Genomic DNA, 18,642 nt, shown 5'->3' with positions numbered 1-18,642 from the left:
CTGCGCCTCTGCGTTAAAACCCCTCTGCGCCTCTGCTCCCGATTTCAGGTAAAATGGAGAGAGTCGGTCACAGTTTTACAAGGAGGGGACAATGTCTGAGCCGAAGGTTCAGGTCGGGGAGATGGCGCCCGACTTTGAGATTGTGAGTGAGACGGGTGAGCCGGTCAAGTTGTCGGATTTTCGTGGGAAGAAGGTGATCCTCTATTTCTATCCGAAAGATGATACGTCGGGCTGTACGACCCAGGCGTGTGGCTTTCGCGATACGTATCCGACGATTGAGGAGAAGAATGCAGTGGTGCTGGGTGTAAGCCCCGATGGCGTGAAGGCGCACCAGAAGTTCAAGACGAAACACAATCTGCCGTTTACGTTGCTCGTTGATGACCAGCATACGGTCGCCGAGGCGTATGGGGTGTGGGTTGAGAAGTCGATGTATGGCAAGAAGTATATGGGGATCGAGCGCTCACACTTTGTGATTGATGAAGCTGGTGTCGTGATCGAGGCCGCACGCAAGGTGAAGCCTGCTGAGAGTGTGACGAATGCCGTTGCGGCGTTGGGGTGAGGATGATTTGACGCAAAGGCGCAGAGGCGCAGAGGAAGAAGATGTGACGCAAAGGCGCAGAGGCGCAAAGTTTTTAGTGTAGGTGCGTTCGCTAACCCTTCGCGCCTTCGCGTGAGCTTCTGTGAATGGTATTGCGTTTAACGTGCAGCTGAAACCTGGGGTGAGGGCGATTTTATGGGCAAGAAGAAACGTGAGAAAGCGGGTGCTGAGGGTGGGCTTGCGGCCAGGCCCGTTGGCGGGATGGCGATTGCCCGCGATTGGCCGGTGTATGAGGCGTTGTTGTCGACGGGCTGGGAAAAACCAGGGGCTCTGACGACGATCCTCTTTGCGCGCCGTTCGCCTACATCGGGCAAAATCGCGGCGGCAAGTTTCCTGGTTGACCTTGGCTGCCTTGGGGTCAAGAGTGCGCAGGTCAAGTTGCACAAGGATGTCAACGAGTACAATGCTGGCCTGCGGGCACATATGCTCGGGGTGCGGCCAATGGAGCGAGCCGATCCCAATCTGGCCGCCAAGATTATCTTTACGGGCGTGAATTATGCCGCCAACCTAGGCTTCAAGCCTGACCCGATCTTTGCCCAGGCTGAGTTGCTGTTGCTGGCAACGTCACCCGAGACGTGTAGCGTTGAGGTGCCAACGGGAAGTGAGGAAGGCAAGCCCTTTTTTGTCAATGGTCCCTACGATAATGTGGAAAAGGTGATGGCGCAGTTGATGCGTGCGGTAGGAGTTGGGAACTTCCATTATGTGATCCAGGGTGATGCGACGGCGATGGATCTGCCGGATGAAGTTCGGGCGCAGTTAGTTCAGGAACCTGAACGTCCTCGCCTCGAAGGGTAGCGTGTCTGGTGTTCTTTTTTGCCCTTGCAAGTGGCCTGACGATCCTGTTGCTGGTGGGGTACTGGCGCGATTGGAGGCGGGTGCAACGCCAGCCTCGTTTTTGCGCACCTGCGCCGTTGCCCGCTGATGCGCCCCTGGTCTCGATTCTGATCCCGGCCCGCAATGAAGAGCGGGCGATCGGGCGGTCGGTCGCCGGGGCACTGGCACAAGATTATCCGCAGTTCGAGGTGGTCGTGGTTGACGATGGTTCGACCGATGGTACCGCTGCGCGTCTGGCCGAACTCGCCAACTCGAAGTTACGTGTGTTGGCGGGGCAACCGTTGCCAGCCGGGTGGGTCGGCAAATGCAATGCCTGTCAACAACTCGGCGAAACGGCCCATGGCGAGTGGTTGCTCTATCTTGATGCCGATACCGCGCCTGCGCCGCAACTCACCAGCGTCTTGATGAGCTACGCGACCGCCAAGAACCTGGATCTCGTCACCGTCCTGCCCTTGCTCGAACTTGGCACCTTCTGGGAGCGCGTGATCCTGCCGCCTTTTCTCGGCATGATCACCACGCTCTACCCACTCGAACGCTTTGAAGATCCGCAAGTACGACCCGATCAGGTTTTTGCCAACGGGCCGTGCATTCTGATCCGGCGCGAAGCCTACGAAGCGATTGGCGGGCATGGGGCGGTGCGCAACGAAGTCCTCGAAGATGTGCAGCTTGCGCAGGCACTACGCCGAGCGGGGTATCGGCTCGGGGGTGGCGAAGGTTTTGACTACCTGCGGGTACGGATGTACAACAATGGCCGCGAAGTCGCCGAGGGACTGATGAAGAACGCCGCCGCAGGCTACCGCAGCGGGGGCATGCGCTCGGGCTGGATCGCGCTACGGCAATTCATCCTCGCGCTGGGGCCTTACTGGATCTTGGCGAGCGGCGCCGCCCTCCTTGCCCTGGGATCAGACACCCTGGGATGGAGCATCCTCGCGTTAGGGCTAGGCAGCCTCGTGGTCAGCCTGCTTCTCTGGGGATGGCTCTACCGTCGGCTCTACCGGCTCAGCGGATGGTACGGCCTGCTCTGGCCCCTGGGGATGATGAGCTATCTTTTGATCGCGGGATGGGGCATGTGGCGGGTCGGCAGCGGGCGCGGGGTCGTCTGGAAAGGGCGGACATACACCGGATAGCAGGAAGCATTGGCGCAGCGCGGCCAACATTGCTGGCCGCGCTGCGCCGAACAGACCTACTCTTCGTCGCCGCTCCGTGGGCGACGGATCAATTCCGGCTCGGTAACAACCGCCGCTTCGTCCTCGGTCTCCGTTGTCGCACGGAGTTGGGTCAGCGAGAGGACAACGGCATCGGCGTTGGTAAGGACTTTGTAGGTCCCTGAGGCGGCCAGATCGCGGGCGTGGATGCTCTTATCCATCTGGTCGAGCACACTGATATCGACTTCGATGTGCTGCGGCAATTCAGCGGGCAACGCCTCGACCATCACCGTTGAGAGGGCATGATTGAGCAGCGCATCGCCACGGACAATCACGGGTGACTCACCAACCGCGATCACCGGAACTTCGACCTGGATCACACGCTTGAGGTCAACGGCCTTGAAATCAACGTGCAGAATATCGCGCTTGACCGGATGGCGCTGCACATCCTGAACAAAGACCGACATCAATTGACCATCAATGAAGAGGTCAATCAGCGACGTACGCCCGGCCTGGCGAAACATCAGATTGAAGGCTTTGCTATCGAGTTGAATGCTGACCGGCTCGATCCCACGGCCATACACCGTGGCGGGCAACAGGCCCTGGGTGCGCAGGTGCTTGACCTTTTTGCCAAGAACCATCCTCTTCTGGGCAGGGATCGTGTACTGTGTTCTCATCGTCGTGCTGTTCCTCATCTTGTGCATAGCCCATGCTTGCACAATACTCCCACAGCGAATAAGCAGAGGCGATGAGCGTGGGAAGCTCAGCGCCAGCACGTGATTATACCATAAACGCGCATTCAGGTTGAGCGGATTTGGTATAATGGGCAGATTACGTTTGCTACAGATGACTACTCATATGAATAAGGAAAGATATGGCAAAGACATTACCTGGCCGATCCGAAGTTGTACTTCAAGATACGTGGGATATTACTAGTGTTTATCCAGATATAACCGCATGGCATGCCGATGCCCAGCGTTTAGCGAGTGAATTGCCAAAACTAGCTGCGTATGCCGGGACGTTGGGTGACGCGCCGGCGACGTTGCTTGCGGCCTTGCAACATTTTGAGCAAGCTCAGGTGTTGATGGGGCGGCTGTTTGTCTATACGAGCATGAACTTTGATGTTGATACGACCAATCAAGCCGCCGCCGCCTTGCGCGATCAGGCGATCGGGCTCTATGCGCGGTTGGGGGCAACGACGGCGTTTGTTGAGCCTGAGTTGCTTGCGCTTGAGCCGACGCATCTCGACGGGATGATCGCGGCTGAGCCAGGGTTGGCGGTGTATCGGCACTTGATTGAGAACCTGCGCCGACGGGCGGCCCATGTGCGTTCGGGTGAAGTTGAGCAACTGCTCGCCCAGGCGGCAGAGCCACTGAGTGCGGCCTATAGTTCGTATCAAATGCTAGCCGAGGGTGATCTGCAGTTTGCCGATGCGCTTGATGCCCAGGGCGAACCGCATACCGTAACGACCAGCACGATTGAAGAATTGCTGCACAGCCCTGATCGCACCCTGCGCTACAATGCCTGGTGCAGCCATCAAGATGGTTTTTTGCGCTTCAAAAACTCAATCGGATCGATCTATGCTGGCAGCGTCAAAGGCGATGTGTTCAATGCCCGCGCCCGGCGCTACCCAAGCGCCCTTGACGCGAGCCTCTTTGCGAGCAATATTCCACGCACCGTCTATGAAAATGTGATTGACGCGTGCAACCGCCATCTGCCGATCTGGCACCGCTACTGGGCGATCCGGCGGCGGGCGCTGGGCCTTGAACAGATCGAGGCGTGCGATATCTTTGCGCCCCTTGGTCCGACGTTGCGGTACAGTTTTGACGAGGCCGTTGCGATCGTCACCCAGGCGGTCGCCCCACTTGGGGCCACCTACCAGACGACGGCCCAGGACGGACTAACGACGCAACGCTGGGTCGATGTCTATCCCAATCAGGGCAAGACGAGTGGGGCGTATTCGAGCGGAAGCTACGGCACGCACCCGTTTATCCTGCTCAACTTTGATGGCACACTGGTGAATGTCAGCACACTGGCCCACGAACTCGGCCACTCGATGCACACCTGGTACACGCAGCAGCACCAGCCACCGATCTATGCCGACTATGCGTTGTTTGTCGCCGAAGTCGCCTCGAATTTCAACCAGGCGCTGCTCCGCGGCCACCTGCTGGCGAAGCAACCCGGACGCGACGAAGAGATCGCGATTCTCGAAGAGGCAATGTCCAACTTCCATCGCTATCTCTTTTTAATGCCGATCCTTTCGCAATTTGAGCAGCACGTGCATGATCAGGCCGAAAAGGGGCAACCATTGACCGCGAGCGGCATGAACAGCGTCTTGAGTGACCTCTTTGCGCGCGGGTACGGGCCAGCCGTCAAGGTTGACCCCGAACGTGACGGCATTGTCTGGGCGCAGTTCCCGCATCTCTATGCCAACTTTTATGTGTATCAGTACGCCTCGGGCATTGCCGCAGCCAATGCGCTGGCGGTCGATGTGCTTGGTGGCGATCAGGAAGCGCAGGCGAAGTACCTGCGGTTCCTCGGCGCGGGCAGTTCGGTCTATCCCCTTGACGCACTCAAGATGGCCGGGATCGACATGACCTCCCCCGAGCCACTTGATCGCGCCTTCGCGGTGCTGGAAGGTTTTGTCAGTCGGTTGGAAGCCTTGGTGGGGTAGAGGGCTTATACCATTTACCGTTGAGGAGGCCGCATTGTCACCCTGAGCGAAGCGAAGGGTCTCGGGCGTCCCGACGGCACAGATGCTTCGCTGCGCTCCTCAGCAACAACATCTCATGCGCGGAGCGCAACGGCGCCACGGTCATGCCGAACGGAGCCGTAGGCGCCGTGAGGAATCTGCCCTGATCGGCATGGAAGACCCCTCACTCCGTTCGGGGTGACAAGGGCGGGCCTGGGCACCACCCTGGTTGCTCACGGCATCACTGGCCCGCGGGCCATAAGATACTCAGGGTGACAATGCGGCACCTTCAAGCAGAATTGGTATTAGGTGCACAACCTTGCAAAGAAGACAGGTTGTTTGACGCAAAGGTGCAGAGGCGCGAAGTACGGTAACGTACGCTGAAACCATAAGCTGGCACTCTTGTCTCGAAGGCAGCAGATCAGCAAACCGAGTTCACGGACTAATGAGGAGCATACATACACATGAGCATTGACACGCATAAAGTCCCGACCCGCAGTGAGGCGATCACTGAATATACATGGGATTTAAGTATCGTTTTTGGCGATGTCGAGACGTGGGAACGGGAATTGGCGGCGATTGAGGAGTTGGCGCGCAAGGTTGCGTCATTCCAGGGGAGCCTGGGGCAGAGTGGGGAGCACCTAGCTGAGGTGTTGCAACTGCGCGACGAGGCGGCGCAGCGGATCTATGCGCTCTATGTCTATGCGATGCACCGCAAAGACTCTGATGCGACTGATCCGGTTGGGCAGGCCTTGCAAGAGCGGGCCGGTTCGTTTGCGGCGCGGGTGATGGCCTCTATGGCCTATGTTGAACCAGAGATCTTGACGATTCCCGAGGAGGTCCTGGCGGGATGGGTGGCCGAGACTGAGACGCTGAAAATGTATGCGTACGAGTTTGAGAAGCTGAATCGGCAGCGGGCGCATATTCGTTCGGCTGAGGTTGAAGGCGTCCTGGCGCAGTTTAGTGATGTCACCCGGGCACCCTACGAAGTTTTCGAGATGCTTTCCGACTCGGATTTGACATTTCCGAGCATTACCGACGAAAACGGCGCGACGGTGCAGCTCTCGCACGCACGGTATGGGCGGTTTCTCGAGAGCAACCATCGGCAGGTGCGCCACGATGCCTTTAAGAGCTACTATGGTGCGTATCGGCCTTTCCGCAATACGATGGCAACGACGCTCGGGGCCTCCATCCGGACGCACGTGCTTGATGCGCGCATCCGCAACTATAGCTCGGCCCTGGCTTCGGCGCTCGATCCAAACGAGATCCCGCTGGAGGTCTACCACAATCTGCTCGCAACCGTCGAAGCCAATCTTGGCCTGAACCATCGCTACATGGAGATCCGCAAGCGGCTGATGGGCCTCGATGAGCTACGCATCTACGATCTCTATGCGCAGCCTGTGCCGACGCCCGAGTTGATCGTGCCCTACGACGAGGCGCGTGAGATGATGCTTGCGGCGTTTGCGCCCCTCGGCGACGAGTATGCGGCGGCATTGCAGAAGGCCTTTGGCAGTCGCTGGATTGATGTGTACGAAAACGTAGGCAAACGCAGTGGGGCCTACAGTGGTGGATCCTATAGCACACCACCGTATGTTTTGCTCAACTACCAGGATCGCTTGAACGATGCCTTTACGCTGGCCCACGAACTGGGCCATTCGATGCACTCCTTCTTTTCGCGGCGCAACCAGCCCTTCGTCTATGGTGGCTATACGATCTTTGTCGCCGAAGTCGCCTCGACCCTCAACGAAGCACTGCTGACCGACTATCTGCTCAAACACCGCGACGACGAGCAACTCCGGCGGATGTTGCTTGTCCAGCAGATCGAGGATATCCGGCGCACGATCATTCGGCAGACGATGTTTGCCAGCTTCGAACTGGACATGCACACCCGCGTCGAGGCAGGCGAGCCGCTCACCTCAGATGGGCTGAGCAAGCGTTACTATGATCTAGTCGCCCGGTATCACGGGCCAGCGGTAACGCTCGACGACGAGATCGCGTTTGAGTGGATGCGGATTCCTCACTTCTACTACAAATTCTATGTTTACCAGTATGCGACGGGGCTCTCGGCGGCACTCGCCCTGAGTCGGCAACTGATGAGCGAAGGGGCACCGGCGGTCGAACGCTACCTGGGCTTCTTGCGCGGCGGCTCGTCGCGTTCGCCGATCGAGTTGCTGCGTGGGGCCGGGGTGGATATGGCAACCCCCGCGCCAGTGCAGGCCGCGATGGAGACGTTTGGGCTGTTGTTGGAGCAGCTTGAACAGATGGATGGGGCGTGAGTTTTAACGCAGAGGCGCGGAGGCGCAGAGGAACAGAGGGAGCAAGAACATCATATGCAAGCGACCACGCCAGTTGAGCCAGGGGTTCGCCATCTTTCCGTTCCAGTCTACACCAGCCTTGCGCTCACCTTCTCGTTTCTCTGGTCGACGGGTTTTATTGCCGTCGCCTTTGCCTTGCGGAGTAGCCCACCGCTCTTTTTGATGGGCCTGCGGTTTGTCTTGTCGGGCGGTGTGTTGTTGCTCATCGTGATCTTCTTGCGGCGCTCGTTGCCACGCACGCTGCGCGATTGGCTTCGGCTCGGCGTGTTGGGGATCTTGAGCTTTGCCTTCTTTTTTGGCTTTACGGCGACTGCGCTGCAGGGCATTACCGCAGGCACGGGGGCGGTTCTGGCGAGCACCAATCCGTTGATGCTCGCCTTTGTCGCCCCGTTTTTGCTGGGCGAACGGCTCGGGTTACAGAAATTTTTTGGCCTCGCGCTGGCTTTTGTCAGCGTCGTCTTTCTGATGTCGGCACGGATGGGCACTGGCGAAAGCCCGTTCCATATGGCGCTGGTGCTCGTGGCCAATATCTCGATGGTGGCGGGCACGATCCTCTTCAAGCGCTGGGCTTTGCCATACGACCTGGCCGGGATGAATGCGATCCAGTTGCTCGTCGGCGGGGTTGCCTTGCTGATCCCCAGTTTTCTTTGGGAACCGGTTGACCAGGTGATCTGGGATACGAACTTCATTGTTGCGCTGATCTATATGTGCATTATGCTCTCGTGGGTCACCATGTTGCTCTACCTCTTCCTGGTGCGCCACGGTGATGCGAGTCGCGCCAATACGTTCCTCTTTCTTACCCCGGTCTTTGGCCTGGTACTGGGGGCCTTGCTGCTGGGCGACCCGCTGCGTCCGATTGATGCGCTTGGCGCAACCGGGGTAGCCCTGGGGATCTGGCTGGTGATGCGTTCACGCTAAACGAACTACTTGCAGAATAGAGCGGTCTGAAGTAGGATAACGTCATACCCCTGTGGAATGCCGCATGGCCCGATGGAGGGCCTGATCCGATGGAGGTCAATGGTGACGGTGGCAATCGATCTCGCAATGCCTGAGGATTTCAATTGGGCGTATGATGTGATTGACCGGTGGGCGGATGATCCACAGAAATTGGGCATGCATTGGGTGGGGCCGACAGGTGAAGAACGGCTGATTACCTTTGCGGAGTTTCGGGCACGCTCGCATCGCCTGGCGAACGGGCTTGAAGCGATGGGCTTGCAGCGCGGTGATCGAGTGCTGCTGATGCTGCCACGGGTTGCCGAGTGGTGGGAGAGCATCCTCGGGTTGATGAAGATGGGGGGCGTGCCGATGCCGGCCACCGTCTTGTTGACCCCAAAGGATAGCATCTATCGGATCAATATCGCCGAGGCGCGGGCGGTGATTACCGATGCCGATGGCGCGGCAAAGATCCAGGCGATTCGTGATCAATGCCCAACGCTTGAGTATCTGATTGTGGTTGGCCCGCCGGTTGAGGGCACAACCGGCTTTGAAGATCTGATCAGCGCGGGTGCGCCCGAGCGGGCGCGCATGCCGACGCCAGGCACCGATCCGGCGTTGATCTACTTTACCTCGGGCACCGTCGGCAACGCCAAAATGGTGCTGCATACCCACGCCTCGTATCCCATCGGCCATCGCATTACCGGCACCTACTGGCTCGACCTGAAACCCGACGATCTGCATTGGAATCTGTCGGATACCGGGTGGGCCAAAGCCGCCTGGAGTAGCCTCTTTGGGCCGTGGAATATGGGGGCGACGCTCTTTATCCACGATGGGCGCGGCAAATATAACGCCCACGAGACGCTGGAACTGTTGCAGCGCTATCCGATCACCTCGTTCTGTGCGGCCCCGACGATCTACCGACTGCTAGTGCAGGAAGATCTGAAAGCGTTTACCTTTTCGGCCCTTCGTTCGTGTGTCAGTGCCGGTGAGCCACTCAACCCCGAGGTGATTGATGTCTGGCGCGAGGCGACCGGGTTGACGGTACGCGATGGCTATGGGCAGACCGAGTCGGTTTTGTTGTGCGGCAACCCACCGGGCCAACCGATCCGCCCTGGCTCGATGGGCAAGCCGTTGCCGGGGATCGATCTGGCGATTATTGACGACGAGAACGAGCCGTTGCCCCCTGGCAAAGAGGGCGATCTGGCGGTACGGGTGCGCCCCGAGCGCCCGGTCGGGCTCTTCAAAGAATACTGGCGCAACCCGAATGGGACAGCGGCCTGTCACCGGGGTGACTGGTATGTCACCGGTGATCGGGCGTATGTTGACGAAGATGGCTACTACTGGTTTGTCGGACGGTCTGACGATGTGATCATCAGCGCAGGCTATCGCATCGGTCCATTTGAAGTCGAGAGTGCGCTGATCGAGCATCCGGCGGTGGCCGAGGCGGCGGTGGTCGCCAAACCTGACGCAGCCCGCGGCTCGATCGTCAAAGCGTATGTCGTACTGGTATCGAGTGCGCAACCATCAGAGGAGCTACAGCATGAACTCCAGGAATTTGTCAAGACCAATACGGCCCCTTACAAGTACCCCCGCGAAATCGAGTTTGTCCGTGACCTCCCCAAGACCATCAGTGGCAAAATTCGGCGGATCGAACTTAGGGCGCGGGCTGAACAGGAGAGTCAGTAGCGGCGTTGTGTCGCACGACGGGCTGACGATGTCAAACGGGGGCGTCGTTTTTCTTTCGGCACACGTACGCGGCTTGCGCGATCTGCGGACGATGCGTGATTTATCTGGTGTGGTGGAAAACGATGATTGATCCAGCCAACCTTGGGCGCACCTTTGGCCCCTACACCGTGACCGTCGAGCGTGAGCATATTCGGGCGCTAGCGGTAACGCTCGGCGAGACGGCAGCAATCTATCATTCGGTCGAAGCAGCGCAGGCAGATGGGTTGCCAGACCTGCCTGCGCCGCCAACGCTGGCGACGCGCTATGGCCTCTGGGCGAACCCCGCGTTGCTGGCCGAACTTGAGGCACTCGGCGCACCCTTGCCACGCCTCTTGCACGGCGAGCAGAGCTATGAGTACCATCTGCCGATCTTCGCGGGTGATGAATTGATCGCCGCACCCGAACTGGTGCAACTGGAACAGAAAAAGGGTAAGAGCGGGCCGTTTGAAGTGCTGACGCTCGAAACCTGCTGGTATAACGATCAGAGCGAACTGGTGCTGACCGACCAACTGGTCGTCGTTGTGCGTGGGGAAGAAGGGTGAGCAGAGAGGAGCAGAAGGCTGTGGCAGCATCCAGGCGACTCAAGGTTGGCGACGCGATCCCCGGCTTTACCGAAGGGCCGCTTGCCCCCGAATTGTTTGTCGCGTATGCGGCAGCGTCGGGTGATTATAACCCATTGCATACCGATCCGAGTTTTGCGCAGGCAGCGGGGCTTGACGGCGTGATTGCGCACGGCATGCTGGTGATGGGCATGCTCGGGCGTCTGGCGACCGACATCGCCGGACCAGGTGGGTTGCTCAATTTTCAGGTACGCTTTCGCGCCCCGACCCGCCCCGGCGAAACCTTGCACGTTGGCGGCACCATCACCCGTACCGAAAGCCTGCCCGACGAGCGCATCATGGTCACCGCCGAGCTCTGGGCTCGTGGCGATGGCGAGCAACTGAAGGCTGTCGGGACGATGATGGCATTGGTGTAGGCTTTCTTTTTGGACGTGCAACAAGCCAGCACATGCTGGCTTGTTGCGCGTCCAGAGCGTATTGACGCCGCCGCTAGCGGGAGATCAATGGCAGGTAGAGCCGCGGCTGGAGGCTAAAGACCGGGACGCCGGGCGGGGCAGGTTCGACGAGCGCGGCGTCGGTGCTGAGCGTAAAGGCGGTTGTGGCTTCCTGCGCCTGGGCCAGGTTGGTGCCCTGAGCAACGCTGCGGATGCGTACCGCGTAGTCGCCCGGTGGATCGTTGGGTGAAGTGACGAGGACAAAGACGAGTTCGCCGATGCTGCTCATACGGATCCGTGCGACCTGGCGAAAGTTTTCCTGCCCAGGGTAGCGCAATTCGATCAGGTTTTCGCTGTTGTCGGTAAAGCCGCGTGCGGTCAAGATCAGGCTACTGCCAGGGGCCACTGTATTGATGTCGGCTTCGACGATCGGCTGATTGGCGGTTGGCTGGCGGCAGAACGCGAGATTATTGCGGTTGAGCGAGGCGTTGGGCACAGTGTAGTCAACCACAATGAAGCGATGCAGGAAGCCAGTGCTCGACTCTTCGGTTACTTCATAATAGTAGGGCTGGAAACCGTATTCGCACTGGCCTGGCCCGAGGGCGACGCCACCCACGGTGGCCGGGAAGCCCTGCACGCCTCCACCGATCTCAAAGGCGGTGCCCCATTCAGTCGAGCGCACATCTTCGGTGAGCACACCCGAGGTATACTCGTAGCCCCCGCCAAAGACGACCTTGCCGCCGCCGGCGCTCACCTCGGCATCAAACTCGGCCCCGATGCTGACACTGTGACTCGTCGCGTCAGCCTGCGTCGTAAACGTTGTGCGCTCTTCGGTCAGTGACCAGGACGAAACCGGGTTGCCGACCGAGATGCGACGTGCCGCTAGCACACCGTAGTTGGCGCCATTCCAGAGCAAACGCCCACGCTGACGCACCTGTTCGATGCCTCCGGTCAGCGGGTTATAGAGGCTGACGGTAAAGTAGCCATCGTTGGGATCGCTGTCACTGACATTGATCGGGTAGCGATCAGGATCGACCTGGCGCTCGCCAAAGACTTGCACTTCGGCAAGCGAGAGATAGCCCGTCCCGGCGAGTTGCACCCGCACGTAGCGCCCAAAGATCGGCGCATTGTTCTGGTAGGTCTGGATATTGGTCACGCGCCCGCCCTGGCCCTCGGTAAAGAAGGTCGCCACGCGGGGATCGTCCTTGAGCACCGCAGGATCATTCGAGATAGTACGCAAATCGGTATCCGAGACAAAGACATAGAAATCACGCAACTGGGCGGCGCACGAAAGATCGTCGCAGCCCAGATTGTTGCGATTCCAGACCCGCACCGCGCCAAGTTCCTGCGTGAGACCAAGATCAACCTGCCACCAGGGGGCATCCTCAGCCTCGGTCTGCGTCACCGAGCCATTGGCAAAGATGGGATCGATGATGCCGTCAATGGCACGTGCGGCGGCTGCCTCGCTCACCGTGCTCGACTGTGCCACCGTCGCCCGACGGAAGAGGGCCAGATTCGCCCAGTCGCGGTTGAGCGGAATCCACTGGAGCGCCTGCGCATTGTTGGCTGGGCCAAAAAGACTGTTCCAGCGACTCACATCCGTCGCAAGCGAAGCATAGTCTTTGTACTCGCAGAAACGCATGCCCGCATCGAGTTCCTGGCCGTCCTGGACAACCCGGTAGTTGTAGCAGTCATACGTGGTACGCTCGATCGCCGCAAAACTGCCGGCATCATTCGTCCAGGCTTCCCGTGTTGTCTTGCCTTCGGTGGTACCGCCGCGATTCGTGACGCTGCCGGTATACTGATAGCCTGCGGTCACCCGCGCTGTAGCCGAAACTTTTGCTACAATAAAATCAGCCTCAAATCCAGCGCCAAAATAAGCACTGACTGCATGCGAGCTTGAAACCGTCAAGGCACGCTCGTCGGTCTGGGCAAAGCTCGTTGACTGCCCAATCGAGGCCAGACGGAGCCGATTGCCCTGCAGCCGTTGCCAATAGGGCGGAGCATGCACAACCGAGACAACATTGGGTTCTTGCACCGTCTTGCAGGTGATCGAACTGCCCTGCGGCTCGCCATAAAGCGCCTTGAGCGAGTCGTCGTTCCAATCGCCAAAGGCCAGGTCAATAAAGGTCGCATTCTGGCGACCAGCATCGCTCGCCGTCACCGTATCGCGTTCGGTCAGGGTTAGCGTCTCGGGTTGATAGGCAAGCGTCGTCACCTGCAATGCCTGATTGTTGAGGAAGGCCAGGCCAACCTCGTGCAGGCCGTCGCGGTCAAGATCGCCCGCCGCAAGCGCGAGCGGAAGACCGGGGCTTGGGGTCATCGCGATCGCAAAGCGGGCCAGTTCACGCGGGGTACCGGTGGCACCATCAAAAGCACGGACCGCAAGCTCATCGGGGGCAACTTCACCCACAAGGATCTCGGCACGCCCGCTGCCATCAAGATCGCCCGTAGCGAGCGTCAGGTTCGAGGTAGACTCCACGACAACCGTCGACGTCCCGCGTTGCACGATCTGTTCAACCTCGGGATTCTCAGCGGAGGCATTGAGCGAGAAGGTATGCACTGTGTACTGTGGGCTAAAGGGGCGCACATCAGGCTGATCGGTATCGGTCAGCAAAATGATCTCGTCTTTGTAGTCGCCTGAGCCCTGACTTGCGCCCGGGCCGGTTGTGAGGCGGCCATCAAGATCAGCGGCAGCCACGCGTACCAGGGTGGGAGTCCCCGTATTGAGGGTGAAATTCGCAACCTCGCGCAACCTGCTCTTGAAATTGGCACCACCATCAGGCCCGGTATAGTCGGGATCGTAACGCAGCACGATCACCTCGACTTCGCCGTCCTCTTTCTTCAAGGCCAGCATGATCTCGTCGTTGAAGCCATCGCCGTTGAGGTCGCCCACGGCCATCTGGAGATCAACAACATCTTTGCGGCCATCCTGGTCGGTACGCCAGGTCGCGAGCGGCACCTGACTATCGCGGAGCGGCTCGATAATGAAGACATTGAGCGAACCAATCGCTGTCCGACTTGCGAGCGCTAGGCGTTCGGTACGCCCAGGGGCGCGACTCAGCACACCCGAGGCGACTTGCAACAACGCATAATTCGAGACCAGCAGGCTCCGTTCGAGCACCGGCTGACCCTCTTCATGCACCAGCCAGCGCACGGTGCCATCGGCTCCGGTGTAGACCTGCACCAGTTGGGAGCGATCGCTCTCGAAGCGGAACTTGCCGGTCGTGCTGGCAAGGGCGCTGACATTTTGCGCATTGGCATTGGGTGTCTCGTCGATGGCCGGCCAGGATCCATCGCGAACGAGCGCGGTACCATCAGGATTCAGATCAAACCGATCATGCAGCACCCAGCCCTGGCGTCCCGCGCCCGCGCCGCGCATCCCCACAAAAATCTCTTGCTCGGAGCCAAGAATGATCGCACGGCCAAACGGCGAATTCGCGCAATCGAGCGGCTCCTGTGTCAGGGCAGGCGGGATTGCCCACGGATCATCGTCGTACTCTTGCTGAGCCGCCGCAGGCGGCACAGCGAGCAACGTGGCGAAAAAACCGATCAGGAGGAGAAAAAGAAGGATTCGTTTCACAGCTAGACTCCTTGCGTAGTGCTCTTGTATGCAGCGTAAATCGAACAAATTCATTAGTCTGTGAACTACATGTTCCGGTAGCGCCGCCGACCACGAATACTGATCACGAATAAACGAATATGGGCGTTGCAGTGCGGTATTCGTTTATTCGTGGCCCCAATTCGTGGACGGCTGAGGACGCCAGAAAACTTCATTCACAGACTACTCATCAATGGTGACTCACGATACCAGAGCGACTCTTAGCAAAACCTTAGCGGAGACCGATGAGCATGGTAAAATTTCTCTTAAGGTGGAGGGGCCTGCGGCCCATCCGCCTTAAGGGAAGCCTTCAGCACAACAGATATGTATGCAGACAGGTCTCAACATTCGTACGTTTGGTGGGCTCACGTTGCAGCGTGATGGTCAACCCCTGGGCGAGCTTGGGTCGCGCAAGGCCGAGGCGTTGCTTGTCTATCTGGCCTATGTCGGGCGTCCGGTGGCGCGCGAGATTGTGGCTGATCTGCTCTGGGGCGAAATGCTGAGCCCGGATCGCGCACGGGCTAATTTGAGTGTCTTGTTGACCGGGATGCGGCAGGTGCTCGGCCCCTATCTTGAGACGTCGCGCCGTGAGGTCGGCTTGAATCCGCAACTGCCGTGCTGGCTCGATGCGACGGAACTGATCCGGTTGCTCACCCCTGGGCGCGATCTGGTCGATCCTGCCCGCTACGAAGCCGGCCTGGCGCTCTATCGGGGCGAGTTTCTCCAGGGCTTTGCGGTGCGCGATACGCCGACGTTTGAGGCATGGGTGCTGGCTGAACAAGAGCACCTGCGTCGGCTCGTGCTGATGGCCCGCCGCGAGCTCACCCGGATCTACCTCGATCAGGGGGCGTATGCGCAGGGCATTCTCCACGCCGAGGCCTTGCTCGCCGATGAACCCTTTGACGACGAGGTGCAGCAACGCCTGATGCTCTTGCTGGCCCATCACGGGCAACTGCTCGCGGCGCTCGCAAGCTACGACCGCTACCAGAGCGTGCTGGAACGCGAACTTGGCGTGGCACCCTCTGCCGAGGTTGTCGCGCTCTACCAGCGGTTGCGATCCGGTGCTTTCACCCATACGCCGGTGCAAGCCATCCGTACCGAGCCAACCCCGCGCGCCCTAGTCGGCTTTCCCAACGAACCAACGAGCTTTATCGGGCGCGAGCAGGAATTGCAGTTGCTCGCCGAACGGCTCGCTGATCCGGCCTGCCGCCTGCTCACCCTGATTGGACCAGGTGGCATCGGCAAGACGCGCCTGGCAAGCCAGGCGGCGCTTGCGCATGCAGCGACGATGCGCGACGGGGCTGTTTTTGTTGCGCTCGCACCGCTTGAACAGAGCGACCAGGTACCGGCGGCGCTGGCGACAACGCTGGGCTGGCACCTTGATCCAACCAGGCCCGCTCTCGATCAGGTGCTTGATGGGCTGCGCGAGCGTCAGATGTTTGTCTTGCTCGACAATGCCGAGCACTTGTCCGAGCTTGCGCCTATCGTCAATGCGATCTTGCAGGCCGCCCCCGACGTACGGCTGCTCGTCACCTCACGTGAACCATTGCACTTACGGGCCGAGTGGCTCATTGACCTGGAAGGGCTGGCCTACCCCCGCGAGCTCACTATGCTGACGCCGCCGCAACTGGCGCGCTATAGCGCCGTGCAACTCTTTGTGCAGCGAGCGATCCAGGTCAGTGCCCGTTTTGAACTTGATGAACGCGAAGCCCCGGCGGTTGCAACGATCTGTCGTCTGGTCGAAGGCATGCCCCTGGGCATCGAGCTCGCCGCAGCCTGGGCCCGTGAATTGCCGTGCGCCACGATTGCCCAGGAAGTTGCGCGCAACACCGATTTTCTTGCCACCAGGCTGCACGATGTGCCTGCACGTCAGCGGAGCCTGCGGGCGATCTTCAACCATTCCTGGCAGTTGCTCAATGCCCACGAACGCGCCACGCTGACCGGGCTGGCGGTCTTCCGCGGAGGCTGTACGCTCGCCGCCGCCGAGGCGGTGCTGGGGCACCTGGTTGATACGCCCATACGCCCATTGTTACGGGCGCTGGTAGAAAAATCGCTAGTGCGGCAACGCGACGAACGGTACGAACTGCACGAATTGTTACGCCAGTTTGCCGGTGAACGGCTCGAAGCGAGCGGGGCCAGGGCGACCCGTGCGCATCATAGCACCTACTTCCTACAAACCCTGGCCGACGCGCTGCCCGCGTTGACCGGGCGCAATCCGCGCACGGTGACTGAAGGGTTACGCGCCGATCTGGCGAACCTGCGGCAAGCGTGGGAATGGGCCAGCGAGCACGGGCAGGCCGACGCCCTGGGGGCAGCTGCCGATGCGCTGGCGCTGCTTTATGAACGCCTGGGCTTTTTACGCGAAGGCGAAGGGCTCTTTCAGAGCGCGGCTGATCATCTGATGATGACAGCCCAGACCGCGCCGAGCGCATCTTTTGCCGCTGAGCGTGTCGCCGTCATCGCCCGTCTACGGGCCTATCAAGGGCGTTTCACCTCGCAACAGGGGCAACACGGCGCGGCGGTTCTTCTTTTTGGCAAGATCGAGGAACTGCTTCCCCTCACCGACCAACCCGCGCTTGCGGCACTGGTGGGGCGTTTTCGTGGCAACGCGCATGCTCGCCAAGGCGACTATGGCCTTGGTGAAGCATATCTGCGGCAGGCACTCGCCCATGCAGAGGCCGCAGGCTTGCCGCATATCGAGGCCGATTGCCGTTCGGGGCTTGGCTGGCTAGCCGAGATCCGCGGTGACTACGCCGAAGCCCGCGCCGCCTACGAAGCCTCGCTGCTGCTCGCACGGAGCCTCGGCGATGCGCAGCGCGAGAGCATTGCCCTCGCGAATCTCGGGGTGATCGCCGAAGAGCAAGGGCGCTGCACCGAAGCCCGCGAGGCGTACATGGCCGCACTGGCGATCGACCGGGCCATCGGCGATCGCCCCGGCGAAGGCATGGTGCTCAACAACCTTGGCGTCGTCGCCTACGACGAAGGGCATTACAGCGAAGCCAAAGAGTTCTTCACCGCTGCACTGAACCTGAGTCGCAGCACCGGTGATCGACGCAGCGAAGCAACGGCCCTGGTCAACCTGGGGCGCACGGCACGCGAACAGGGCGCGTATCAGCAGGCGCACACCCATTATCAGGCATCGCTAGAACTACGGCGAGCGATTGGCAACCGCCTCGGCGAAGCGCACAGCCTCAGCGGACTGGGTTTGCTCTTCCACCTGATGGGCGACCAGACGATAGCCGAACGCTACGTGCAAGAGGCCCTGGATCTGGCCCGCGTCCTTGGCGCACGCTCGATCATCGCGTACAGCCTCACCTATCTCGGTCACATCGCGCTGGCGCAGCAGAACGCCAACGCCGCCCTTGCGTTCTATCGTGAAGCACTGGAACTACGGCACGCGCTGCATCAACCAGCGCGCGCCATGCAAGCCCGCGCTGGCCTTGCGGTGGCCGCGCTGGTGAACGGCGATCGCACCGCCGCCCGCACCGCCATCGAGGCTCTGCTCGGCCACCTCGACGACAGCGCCTTGCACAGCAGCGAAGATCTGCTGCGCATCTTTGGTGCCTGCTGGCGCGTGCTCGACGCCCTGAACGACCCGCGGGCCACAGCCGTCGTCACGCAAGCTCGCCGTATCCTTGCGCAACGCGCCGCGATGATCACTGATCCCGTGTTGCGACGCTCGTACCTCGAAGACGTTGAGGTGCATCGCATGCTGGCAGCCGTGTCATGATGAGTATCAAATGGCCCGCGGGCCAGTGATGCCGTGAGAAACCAGGGTGTTGCCCAGGCCCGCCCATGTCAC

At 60.1% G+C, this 18,642-nt stretch carries 12 protein-coding genes; 10 read left to right on the top strand and 2 right to left on the bottom strand.

All coding sequences use genetic code 11. The annotated features are described in order from the left end of the window. The first annotated feature begins 91 nt into the window (after positions 1-91). The 3 genes from bcp (at position 92) to EYB53_RS06635 (ending at position 2,559) form a co-directional block, all read left to right on the top strand. On the top strand, positions 92-559 hold the full coding sequence (gene bcp / locus EYB53_RS06645) for a thioredoxin-dependent thiol peroxidase (RefSeq protein ID WP_135477424.1): 468 nt from the start codon (positions 92-94) through the stop codon (positions 557-559). 174 nt (positions 560-733) lie between these two features. Further along, positions 734-1,393 carry a hypothetical protein gene (locus tag EYB53_RS06640; protein WP_135477423.1) on the top strand — a complete coding sequence of 220 codons (660 nt, stop codon included), beginning with the start codon at positions 734-736 and terminating at the stop codon, positions 1,391-1,393. A gap of 8 nt (positions 1,394-1,401) precedes the next feature. After that, positions 1,402-2,559, top strand: coding sequence for a glycosyltransferase (locus EYB53_RS06635; RefSeq protein WP_371879076.1), 1,158 nt, complete (start codon positions 1,402-1,404; stop codon positions 2,557-2,559). A gap of 56 nt (positions 2,560-2,615) precedes the next feature. On the opposite strand, the gene EYB53_RS06630 is transcribed toward EYB53_RS06635, so the two are convergent. After that, entirely contained in the window at positions 2,616-3,254 is a 639-nt protein-coding gene (locus EYB53_RS06630) for a 50S ribosomal protein L25 (RefSeq protein ID WP_135477421.1), read from the bottom strand. 197 nt (positions 3,255-3,451) lie between these two features. On the opposite strand from EYB53_RS06630, the gene pepF (EYB53_RS06625) reads away from it, so the two are divergent. From pepF (EYB53_RS06625) to EYB53_RS06600, 6 genes are all read left to right on the top strand, one after another. Continuing rightward, a complete protein-coding gene (gene pepF / locus EYB53_RS06625; RefSeq protein WP_135477420.1) occupies positions 3,452-5,251 on the top strand; it encodes an oligoendopeptidase F in 1,800 nt (599 codons plus the stop codon). A gap of 482 nt (positions 5,252-5,733) precedes the next feature. Then, positions 5,734-7,545 carry an oligoendopeptidase F gene (gene pepF / locus EYB53_RS06620; protein ID WP_135477419.1) on the top strand — a complete coding sequence of 604 codons (1,812 nt, stop codon included), beginning with the start codon at positions 5,734-5,736 and terminating at the stop codon, positions 7,543-7,545. A 54-nt stretch (positions 7,546-7,599) separates the two neighbouring features. Further along, positions 7,600-8,502 carry a DMT family transporter gene (locus EYB53_RS06615; RefSeq protein WP_135477418.1) on the top strand — a complete coding sequence of 301 codons (903 nt, stop codon included), beginning with the start codon at positions 7,600-7,602 and terminating at the stop codon, positions 8,500-8,502. A gap of 99 nt (positions 8,503-8,601) precedes the next feature. Next, entirely contained in the window at positions 8,602-10,206 is a 1,605-nt protein-coding gene (locus EYB53_RS06610; protein ID WP_205712596.1) for an acetate--CoA ligase, read from the top strand. Between the two features lie 122 nt (positions 10,207-10,328). Then, the gene (locus tag EYB53_RS06605; RefSeq protein WP_135477416.1) at positions 10,329-10,787 is read left to right on the top strand and encodes an FAS1-like dehydratase domain-containing protein; all 459 of its coding nucleotides are present in this window, start codon (positions 10,329-10,331) and stop codon (positions 10,785-10,787) included. A 20-nt stretch (positions 10,788-10,807) separates the two neighbouring features. After that, positions 10,808-11,221, top strand: a complete 414-nt coding sequence (locus EYB53_RS06600; protein ID WP_167857291.1) for a MaoC/PaaZ C-terminal domain-containing protein — start codon at positions 10,808-10,810, stop codon at positions 11,219-11,221. Positions 11,222-11,294: 73 nt separating this feature from the next. On the opposite strand, the gene EYB53_RS06595 is transcribed toward EYB53_RS06600, so the two are convergent. Continuing rightward, the gene (locus EYB53_RS06595; RefSeq protein ID WP_135477414.1) at positions 11,295-14,822 is read right to left on the bottom strand and encodes a galactose-binding domain-containing protein; all 3,528 of its coding nucleotides are present in this window, start codon (positions 14,820-14,822) and stop codon (positions 11,295-11,297) included. A gap of 346 nt (positions 14,823-15,168) precedes the next feature. On the opposite strand from EYB53_RS06595, the gene EYB53_RS06590 reads away from it, so the two are divergent. Beyond that, positions 15,169-18,570 carry an ATP-binding protein gene (locus EYB53_RS06590; RefSeq protein ID WP_135477413.1) on the top strand — a complete coding sequence of 1,134 codons (3,402 nt, stop codon included), beginning with the start codon at positions 15,169-15,171 and terminating at the stop codon, positions 18,568-18,570. The last annotated feature ends 72 nt before the right edge of the window (positions 18,571-18,642 follow it).

The organism is Candidatus Chloroploca mongolica (assembly GCF_004762035.2).
Classification (GTDB): domain Bacteria; phylum Chloroflexota; class Chloroflexia; order Chloroflexales; family Chloroflexaceae; genus Chloroploca; species Chloroploca mongolica.
The sequence above is the reverse complement of the archived record's forward strand: the minus strand, read 5'-3'. Positions and strand labels throughout refer to the sequence as shown.

Bases quoted from the DNA above. Each gene is read 5' to 3' on its own strand.
- EYB53_RS06630 (WP_135477421.1), bottom strand. From the start codon at position 3,254: ATGAGAACACAGTACACGATCCCTGCCCAGAAGAGGATGGTTCTTGGC.
- pepF (WP_135477420.1), top strand. From the start codon at position 3,452: ATGGCAAAGACATTACCTGGCCGATCCGAAGTTGTACTTCAAGATACG.
- EYB53_RS06640 (WP_135477423.1), top strand. From the start codon at position 734: ATGGGCAAGAAGAAACGTGAGAAAGCGGGTGCTGAGGGTGGGCTTGCG.
- EYB53_RS06590 (WP_135477413.1), top strand. From the start codon at position 15,169: ATGCAGACAGGTCTCAACATTCGTACGTTTGGTGGGCTCACGTTGCAG.
- EYB53_RS06605 (WP_135477416.1), top strand. From the start codon at position 10,329: ATGATTGATCCAGCCAACCTTGGGCGCACCTTTGGCCCCTACACCGTG.
- EYB53_RS06610 (WP_205712596.1), top strand. From the start codon at position 8,602: ATGGTGACGGTGGCAATCGATCTCGCAATGCCTGAGGATTTCAATTGG.
- EYB53_RS06615 (WP_135477418.1), top strand. From the start codon at position 7,600: ATGCAAGCGACCACGCCAGTTGAGCCAGGGGTTCGCCATCTTTCCGTT.
- pepF (WP_135477419.1), top strand. From the start codon at position 5,734: ATGAGCATTGACACGCATAAAGTCCCGACCCGCAGTGAGGCGATCACT.
- bcp (WP_135477424.1), top strand. From the start codon at position 92: ATGTCTGAGCCGAAGGTTCAGGTCGGGGAGATGGCGCCCGACTTTGAG.